Raw genomic sequence first — 7,851 nt, 5'->3', positions numbered from 1 at the left:
CACTCGCCTCCGTGCCCGTCCCCGTGTCCGCGCCCCCGTCCGCCGGTACGGCGTGCCCCTGCAGCCAGCCGGGCAGCTGCTCCGCCCCGGCGCCGAAGCGGACCTCCACCGCGTACGTCTGCCGGCCGTGCAGCCCCCTGCGGACGAATTCCACGGCGTCCATCGGCATCGCGCGCGGGGCGAACCGGGCGCCGGTCGCGAAGGGCTCCGCCACCCGGTCCACGCGGAAGGTCCGCCAGTCCTCCCTGCCCATGTCGTAGGCCACCAGGTACCACCGGCTGCCCGTGCTCACCAGCCGGTACGGCTCCACCAGCCGCCGCGTGCCGGCCCCGTCCCGCGCCCTGTACGCGAACCGCATCCGCTCCTGCCCGGCCACCGCCGAGGCCATCGTCGTCAGCGTGCGCGGATCCACGGTGGCCCCGTCGCCGCGGGTCAGCGCGATCGTGGCCGACTGCAGTGCGCTCACCCTGTGCCGCAGCCGCCCCGGCAGGACCTGCTCCAGCTTGGCCAGCGCCCGTACGGAGGCCTCCTCGACCCCCTCGACGGCATGCCCGGCCCCCGCCCGCAGCCCCACCGCGATCGCGACGGCCTCCTCGTCGTCCAGCAGCAGCGGCGGCATCGCCGCGCCCGCCACCAGCCGGTACCCGCCCTCCGGGCCCAGAGTGGCCTCCACCGGGTACCCCAGCTCCCGCAGGCGGTCGATGTCGCGGCGGATCGTGCGCGTACTGACCCGCAGCCGGTCCGCCAGTTCGCTGCCAGGCCATTCGCGCGGGGTCTGCAGCAGGGAGAGCAGGCTGAGGAGCCGCGCCGGAGTGTCGGTCATGGGGCCAGGCTGCCAGCAAAATAGGACACCATCTGACCTAGACACAGTCTAGGTTTCTTCCCATGAGCAGCGAGACGACCATGACATCGCCCGGAGGAAAGACCGGGCCCCTATCCGAAGAGCGGAACTCCGCCCCCGCCGAATCCGGCGCCCCCGTCGCGGACCGGCGCCGCTGGCTGGCGCTCGCCATCGTGATGACCGCGGCCTTCATGGACCTGGTCGACGTCACGATCGTCAACATCGCGATACCCAGCATGCGCGGTGACTTCGGCGCCTCCACCAGCGCCATCCAATGGATCACCGCGGGTTACGCGCTCGCCTTCGCGGCCGGCCTGATCACCGGCGGCCGCCTCGGCGACATCTACGGCCGCAAGAGGCTCTTCCTCATAGGCATCGCCGGCTTCACCGCCGCCTCGCTGCTCTGCGGCATCGCCCCCGACCCGGACGTGCTCGTCGCCGCCCGCATCCTCCAGGGCGGCATGGCGGCCATGATGGTCCCGCAGGTGCTGGCGATCATCCACGTCAGCTTCCCGCCGCACGAGCGCGGCAAGGTCTTCGGCATGTTCGGGGCGATCGTCGGACTCGGTGCCGTCTCGGGCCCGCTGCTGGGCGCCCTGCTGACCCAGTGGAACCTCTTCGGCCTCGAATGGCGCCCGATCTTCCTGATCAACCTGCCCGTCGGCATCGCCGGCGTGCTGCTCGGCCGCGCCTTCATCACCGAGTCCAAGGCCCCGGCGGCCCTGCGCCTCGACCTGGTCGGCGTCGTCCTCGCGACCCTCGGCCTGGTCATGCTGATCTTCCCGCTGACCCACGGCCGGGAGAACGGCTGGCCGCTGTGGGGCTTCGTCTCCATGGCCCTCGTGCCCTTCGTCTTCACCGCGTTCATCGCGTACGAGAAGCACAAGATCCGCAAGGACGGCTCCCCGCTGGTCGAGCTCTCCCTCTTCAAGATCAAGAGCTTTGCGGGCGGTATCGCCGTCCAGCTGACCTTCGGCCTCGCGACCGGCATCTTCTTCCTGGTCTGGACGCTGTACATGCAGATGGGCCTCGGCTGGAGCGCCCTGCGGGCCGGACTCACCGGCGTCCCGTTCTCCATCGCGGTCTCCGTCGCCGCCGGCATGTCGGTGCAGAAGCTCGTGCCGCGCTTCGGCCGCAAGGTGCTCCAGACGGGCGCGCTGACCATGGCCGCGGGCATCCTGCTCTACATCTGGGAGGCGAAGCACTTCGGCATGGAGATCGCCTCCTGGCAGATGGCCGCCCCCCTGGTCGTCATGGGCCTCGGCATGGGCCTGATCGTGGCCCCGCTCACCGACACCGTGCTGTCCCAGGTGCCGCGCGAGCACGCGGGCTCCGCCTCCGGGCTGATCAACACCACCGGCCAGATGGGCAACGCCCTGGGCCTCGGCCTGACCTCGGTGGTCTTCTTCGGTCAGATGGACGACGACTCCGTCTTCGGGCCGCCGTACGTGGAGGCCTTCCACGGGGCGCTGTGGTGGATCGCGGCCGTCCTGGTGGTGATCTTCGCGGTGATGTTCATGCTGCCGCGCACGTCGGTGCCGCCCGAGCAGCGCGAGGGCGCCGTCGAGCAGGCCCCGCAGGCTCCGGAGCCGGCCCCGGCCGCGTAGTCGGGCCGTGGCCGCCCCTGCGCACGGGCATGTCGGCCCCTTCGGGCGGACATGCCCGTTCCTTTTGATTCCGGGCATAACGGGCGTACGGTGAGGGGAATCCAAGGGAGCCGTGCCCGAATGATCCTCACCGTCACCCCGAACCCCTCCCTCGACCGGACGTACGAGGTCCCCCTGCTGGAGCGGGGCGCCGTCCTGCGCGCGGCCACCGACCGGCTCGACCCCGGGGGCAAGGGGGTCAACGTCTCGCGCGCCGTGGCCGCCGCGGGTGTGCGGACGGCGGCGGTGCTCCCGCTCGGCGGCCCGACCGGCACCCTGCTCGCCGCGCTCCTGGCCGCCGAGGCAGTGGACGTCACAGCGGTCTCGATCACCGGGCAGACCCGCTCCAACGTCTCGATCGTCGAACCGGACGGCACCCTCACCAAGGTCAACGCACCCGGCCCGGTCCTCACCGGGGCCGAATCCGCGCTCCTGCTGGACACCGTCCGCACCTGCGGGGACAACCCCGACTGGATCGCGGCCTGCGGCAGCCTCCCGCCCGGCCTGCCGTCCCACTGGTACGCCGACGCGGTCGCCCGGGCCCGCGCGACGGGCGCCCGGGTCGCCCTGGACGCCTCCGGCCCGGCCCTGGCGGAGGCGCTGTGCGCCCGCCCGGACCTGGTGAAGCCGAACGCGGACGAGCTCGCGGAAGCGGTGGGCCGCCCCCTGCGCACGCTCGGCGATGTGGCCGCCGCATCGGAGGAGCTGCGCTCCCGGGGAGCGGGCGCCGTCCTGGCCACGCTCGGAGCGGACGGCCAGTTGCTGGTCTCGGCCGACGGGATCTTCCACGGCACCGCCCCCGTCACAGCCGTCCGCAGCAGCGCCGGCGTCGGCGACGCCGCACTGGCCGGCTTCCTCGTCGCGGGCGGCAGCGGCCCGGCGGCCCTCGCCTCCGCCCTGGCCCACGGCGCGGCCGCCGTCCGGCTCCCGGGCAGCGCCATGCCGACCCCCGCGGAGCTGCGCCCCGAGGCCGTCCGCATCACACCGAGGCCGCCCCTGGACCGGCACCTGACCGAGCCGGCCGCGCCGGCCGTCCCCGGCGGCCGGACCCCGGTGCGGTGGGAACCTCCGGCGCCGCCCGTCGAGCCGGTGGGGCCCGTCGGGCCGGTGGGGCCGACCGGGCCGATCGAGCCGACCGCCGTCTGACGGGAGCGCCTCAGCCGTGCGCGCGGACCTCCATCGCCCCGCGCGCCGCGGCCTCCGTCCCGTAGACCTCGCACATGTGGCGCCCGTCCGGCGTCGCCGTGTGCTCGACCTCCCACAGGCTGATCTCGCTGCCGTCCAGCAGGACGAACGCGTGCTCGTACAGCCGGAATCCGACGTCCCGCCCGTCGGCCAGGCACTGCAGAGTGCCGAACGCCTGCGTGATCCGGTGCGCGTACGCCGTCTTCAGCAGCAGGGCCGTCCGCTCCCCGGGCCGGTCGGCGTTCTCGGCGCGCCGCAGCACCCGCCGGGCGTGGTCGGCCGACTGCTCCACCGCGTACTCCCGGTACCGCTGCCCCGCGGTCGGAGCGGTGAGCAGCGCGCTCAGCGCGGCCGCGTCCCGGTCCGCCGCCTCGGGCTCCTCCTCCGGGCCGAACGGCGCGGGGCCGAAGACGTCCCCCTCCGGTGCCTCGCCGAACAGCCGGGCCACGGCCAGGCGGAACTCGGTGCGGCTCGCGAAGACCTCGTGCCGTATGGTCCGGTCGCCCTCGTGCCGGTACACCAGCTCCCACAGGGACGCCGCACCGCCGTCGGAGAGCAGGTAGGTGTGCCGGTGGGTCTCCCGCCACCGCCCCGCCGCCGGGCTGTGGCTCGTGGTGTACAGCGAAGAACTGTGGGCGAGCGCCGTCCCGAGGCGCTCGACCAACCGGTCCGACAGGTCATAGGAGTTGAGGGCGCGGCCCAGGAGTCGCTCGAGGTGCGCCTCGGTTGTCTCGTACGGATCGCTCAAGGTGGGTCTCCAGGCCGTCGCAGCTTGTGACTTCGCGGAAGCACAACGTAGCCCCTGGCTCTGACATCACGTCCGGGGTTCGTTAAAACGTCCGGGAAGGAACGGGGGTTCCCGCCATCCCTTCAGGTCAACTTGTGGCGGAATGCGGAGGGTTCGCCCGGGTCTGTCCTGGAGCGCGGGACCATGGGCGGTATGGCTACGAAAACAATGGGTCTTCCCCGCCAGCAGGGGCGGCCCGGCACTCGACACGAGGGCGAACCGGACGCCGCGCCAAGGGCGTTGGCCTGGCTGCTGGTCCTCACCGGGGCCGCGGGCGTGCTGGCCTCCTGGGTGATCACCCTCGACAAGTTCCTCCTGCTCCAGGACCCCGACTTCAAGCCCGCCTGCAGCCTCAACCCGGTGGTTTCCTGCGGCAGCGTGATGCAGAGCGAGCAGGCGCAGGCCTTCGGATTCCCCAACCCCATGCTGGGACTGGTGGCGTTCGGGGCCGTGGTGTGCGTCGGCGCGAGCCTGCTGGCGGGCGCTCGGCAGCGCGGCTGGTTCTGGCTGGGACTGAACGCCGGCATGGCCTTCGGCGTCGGTTTCTGCACCTGGCTGATGGCCCAGTCGCTCTACGAGATCAACGCGCTGTGCCTGTGGTGCTGCCTGACGTGGGTGGCGACGCTCGTGATGTTCTGGGCGGTCACCGCGCACAACGTCGGCAGCGGGTGCCTGCCCGCTCCCGGGCCGGTGCGGTGCTTCCTCGCCGAGTTCGGCTGGGTGCCGCCCGTCCTGCACACCGGGGTGATCGGGATGCTGGTGCTGACCCGGTGGTGGGAGTTCTGGACGAGCTGACGGCGGACGGGTGCGTGCGAGGGCCCCGGCAGCCGGAGGCTGTCGGGGCCCTCGTCACATCGCTCCACGGGCGCAGGCCCGAACCGTGGGGGTTGGGGAGGGAGCGGAGGATCAGCTGCCGACGGAGGCGTTGCCGGAGAGGATCGGGATGTTGTCCAGGATGTGCGAGAGCGCCTCGTCGCCCTTGGCCTGGGTGGAGTTCTCGGTGCACTGCTGGTTCATCGGGTTGGACAGGATCGGGACGTCCTGGACGCCGACCAGCGAGCTGGCGAGGGTCTGGGCGTTGACCTTCGCCGGCAGGCCGATGCAGGGCTTGTTGAGGGAGCCCTGGACCAGGCCGAGCTGCGGGCTCATGTCGCCGGCGGTCTTCTGGTTGCCGTAGATCTGCTGGGAGCCGTTGCCGTTGAGGGTGTTGATCCCGTTGTCGTCGCCGAGGGCCATGGCCGGGGCGGCGAGGGTGGCGCCCGCACCGAGGGCGGCGGCGGTGACCGCGGCAGCAGTCATGATCTTCTTGAGCATGATTGGTCCTTTTTTCGCATGAATGCCCGCTAGTGGAGCGCCCTGGTCAACTGCCCCTCCGTCGGGTTGGTTCCGGGGCTTCACTCGAACGGCCCGCGCCCCGAGGGCTTTTCCCCGGCTCGGGTGAGTCCGGCCCGGACGCCTGCGCGAAGCCCGTACGCAGCCCGGGGCAAGGTCCCTGCGCGGCGGTTCCTGCGTTCGGCCCGGCCCCGGTTGCAGTCCGTGCACGATGTCACCACGGTGGGCAATGAAGCGGATCGCTCGGGTCCGTTTTTCTGCGACCAGCGAAGGAACCCCATGCGCCGCTCCGTGTCGTTCCGCTTCCGCGCCCGCGCCCTCGCCCCGTCGGCCCTCGTCGCCGTCATACTCACCGGCGCGGCCGCCCCCGCGGGCGCCGCGGACGGTGAGACCGCCGCGTCCCTGCGCAAACGAGTGGCGGCGGTCCGGCAGGAAGCGGAGGAGCGCCGGGCCGTGGTCCCGGCAGGCCCGATCGACGACCTGCTCACCGGCATCTCCACCACCTTGGACGGGCTGTTGAAGAGCCTCGCGGGGCTGCTGCCCGGGGGCACGCTGCCGATCCTCCCCGATCTGCCGTCTGTGCCGGAGTCGCCGATCACGATCCCCGGTCCGCCCGTCACTCTGCCGTCGACGGGCGGCCTGCCGACGGTCCCGGAGATCCCGGAGATCCCCGAGATTCCCGAGATCCCCGAGATCCCCGAGATCTGGGAGATCTGGGAGATCCCCGAGATCCCCGAGGTCCCGGACGTTCCCGCACTCACGTGAGGGAGGGTGCGGGCAGGGGTGAGTGGCCGGAAACCCGCCTGTGGCACGGGGGATTGGGCTGAACAGGTTTGATCCTGCCCGAGGCCGTGTCCGTCGGGGAGCCCGGGCCGTTCCTCTCCGTGTGAGCCCCGGTCTGGTCGGGGCGTAACGTCGAACGGAAGGTGCAGCTCCCATGAACTCTGCCAAGAAGGCCGCCCTGGTCCTTGCCTCCGCCGGTCTCATCGCAGCCGGCGTCGCGGGCACCGCCTTCGCCGACTCCACGGCCGAGGCCGCGGCCGTGGGTTCCCCCGGCGTCGCCTCCGGCAACATCGTGCAGATCCCGCTCCACTTCCCGATCAACATCTGCGGCAACTCCTTCGGCGGCTACGGCCTGCTGAACCCGGTGTTCGGCAACACCTGCGTCAACGCCTGAGCCTGGCGCCGCGTCCGTGACGACGGCATCGGACCGTGGGCGCCACCGGCCTCGCCGGTGGCGCCCACGGTTTTCTCGCGGCGGGAGCCGGGAGGTCAGGAACGCTTGCCGTCGCCGTTGAGCTGCACCCCGCCGAGGAGCGGGGAGGCCTTCGTGGCCCCGTTCGCCAGGCCGAGCACCTCACCCGGGGCGTCGTTGCGGAGCTCGTTGACCCGCTGGCCGGTGGCCATGACCTTGTCGACGGTCTGGCCCTGCTCGGCCAGGCCGTTGCCGAGCGTCTGGGGCAGGTTCTCGGCGACCGGGGCGAGAGAGTCGACGGCCTGTGTCGCCCCGCCCGTCAGGCTCATGGGGGGCATTGCGGCCGAGCCCCCGGCGGCGAACGCCGGAGCGGAGGCCCCGAGGGCGGCAACGGAACCGGCCACGACAGCGGCGACCTTCGTGAGCTTCATTGTCGAATTCCTTTTCCAGCGGTGACCGTCGCACCACTTTCGTCCTGCCTAACGATTCCGTGCCGCGGCGGAAACGCGTGCGAGGGCACGTGAACGGCCGGAGAATCCCTCAGGGATTCTCCGGCCGGTTTTTCTTCCGATTCCTCCGGCGCTCAGGCGGTACGGGACCTGCGGTACAGGACCGCGCCGCCCAGGACGAGGGCGGAGGCCAGCAGGGCCGCGGCGCCGGCCTGGCCCGCGCCGGTCTCGGCGAGGACGGGCACCGGGGACGCCGCCCGCGCGGGCGCCGGTACGGGGAAGGGCGCCGGGGCCGGCAGGGGGACCGCGTGGACCGGGGTGTCACCGGCGGGGACGGCCGACGGCTGGTCGGCGGGAGGTGCCGACTCCGGGGCGGGGGCCGGAGCCGGGAGCGTGACGGGCATGCTGCCGTGCGG

The 7,851-nt window shown here is 72.5% G+C and carries 9 protein-coding genes and 1 pseudogene; 5 read left to right on the top strand and 5 right to left on the bottom strand.

Annotation, left to right across the window (positions count from 1 at the left end; all coding sequences use genetic code 11):
• The coding region (locus tag HYE82_RS31040; protein ID WP_179177528.1) for a YafY family protein at window positions 1-823 on the bottom strand (823 nt) is incomplete at its 3' end.
• Between the two features lie 194 nt (window positions 824-1,017).
• On the opposite strand from HYE82_RS31040, the gene HYE82_RS31035 reads away from it, so the two are divergent.
• Together HYE82_RS31035 and pfkB are read left to right on the top strand one after the other, a co-directional pair.
• A complete protein-coding gene (locus tag HYE82_RS31035) occupies window positions 1,018-2,448 on the top strand; it encodes an MFS transporter (protein ID WP_306439661.1) in 1,431 nt (476 codons plus the stop codon).
• Between the two features lie 120 nt (window positions 2,449-2,568).
• A complete protein-coding gene (gene pfkB, locus HYE82_RS31030; protein WP_179177526.1) occupies window positions 2,569-3,633 on the top strand; it encodes a 1-phosphofructokinase in 1,065 nt (354 codons plus the stop codon).
• 10 nt (window positions 3,634-3,643) lie between these two features.
• Here the strand turns inward: pfkB and HYE82_RS31025 are convergent, their stop codons facing one another.
• The gene (locus HYE82_RS31025) at window positions 3,644-4,420 is read right to left on the bottom strand and encodes a DUF6227 family protein (RefSeq protein ID WP_179177525.1); all 777 of its coding nucleotides are present in this window, start codon (window positions 4,418-4,420) and stop codon (window positions 3,644-3,646) included.
• Between the two features lie 192 nt (window positions 4,421-4,612).
• On the opposite strand from HYE82_RS31025, the gene HYE82_RS31020 reads away from it, so the two are divergent.
• Entirely contained in the window at window positions 4,613-5,254 is a 642-nt protein-coding gene (locus HYE82_RS31020; RefSeq protein WP_179177524.1) for a vitamin K epoxide reductase family protein, read from the top strand.
• A gap of 111 nt (window positions 5,255-5,365) precedes the next feature.
• On the opposite strand, the gene HYE82_RS31015 is transcribed toward HYE82_RS31020, so the two are convergent.
• Complete coding sequence (locus HYE82_RS31015; RefSeq protein WP_179177523.1) at window positions 5,366-5,773, bottom strand: rodlin; 408 nt, start codon at window positions 5,771-5,773, stop codon at window positions 5,366-5,368.
• Between the two features lie 297 nt (window positions 5,774-6,070).
• Between HYE82_RS31015 and HYE82_RS31010 the strand changes: the two genes are divergently transcribed.
• The gene (locus HYE82_RS31010) at window positions 6,071-6,556 is read left to right on the top strand and encodes a hypothetical protein (protein ID WP_179177522.1); all 486 of its coding nucleotides are present in this window, start codon (window positions 6,071-6,073) and stop codon (window positions 6,554-6,556) included.
• A gap of 172 nt (window positions 6,557-6,728) precedes the next feature.
• Complete coding sequence (locus tag HYE82_RS31005; RefSeq protein WP_179177521.1) at window positions 6,729-6,968, top strand: chaplin; 240 nt, start codon at window positions 6,729-6,731, stop codon at window positions 6,966-6,968.
• Between the two features lie 95 nt (window positions 6,969-7,063).
• Here HYE82_RS31005 and HYE82_RS31000 read toward each other — a convergent pair whose 3' ends face one another.
• Together HYE82_RS31000 and HYE82_RS30995 are read right to left on the bottom strand one after the other, a co-directional pair.
• Entirely contained in the window at window positions 7,064-7,417 is a 354-nt protein-coding gene (locus HYE82_RS31000; RefSeq protein ID WP_179177520.1) for a hypothetical protein, read from the bottom strand.
• A 152-nt stretch (window positions 7,418-7,569) separates the two neighbouring features.
• A pseudogene (locus HYE82_RS30995) lies at window positions 7,570-7,851 on the bottom strand (peptidase); the annotation flags it as partial.

Source organism: Streptomyces sp. BR123 (genome assembly GCF_013401435.1).
Classification (GTDB): Bacteria; Actinomycetota; Actinomycetes; order Streptomycetales; family Streptomycetaceae; genus Streptomyces.
Note: the sequence above shows the minus strand (reverse complement) of the source record. Positions and strands in the feature narration are given on the sequence as shown.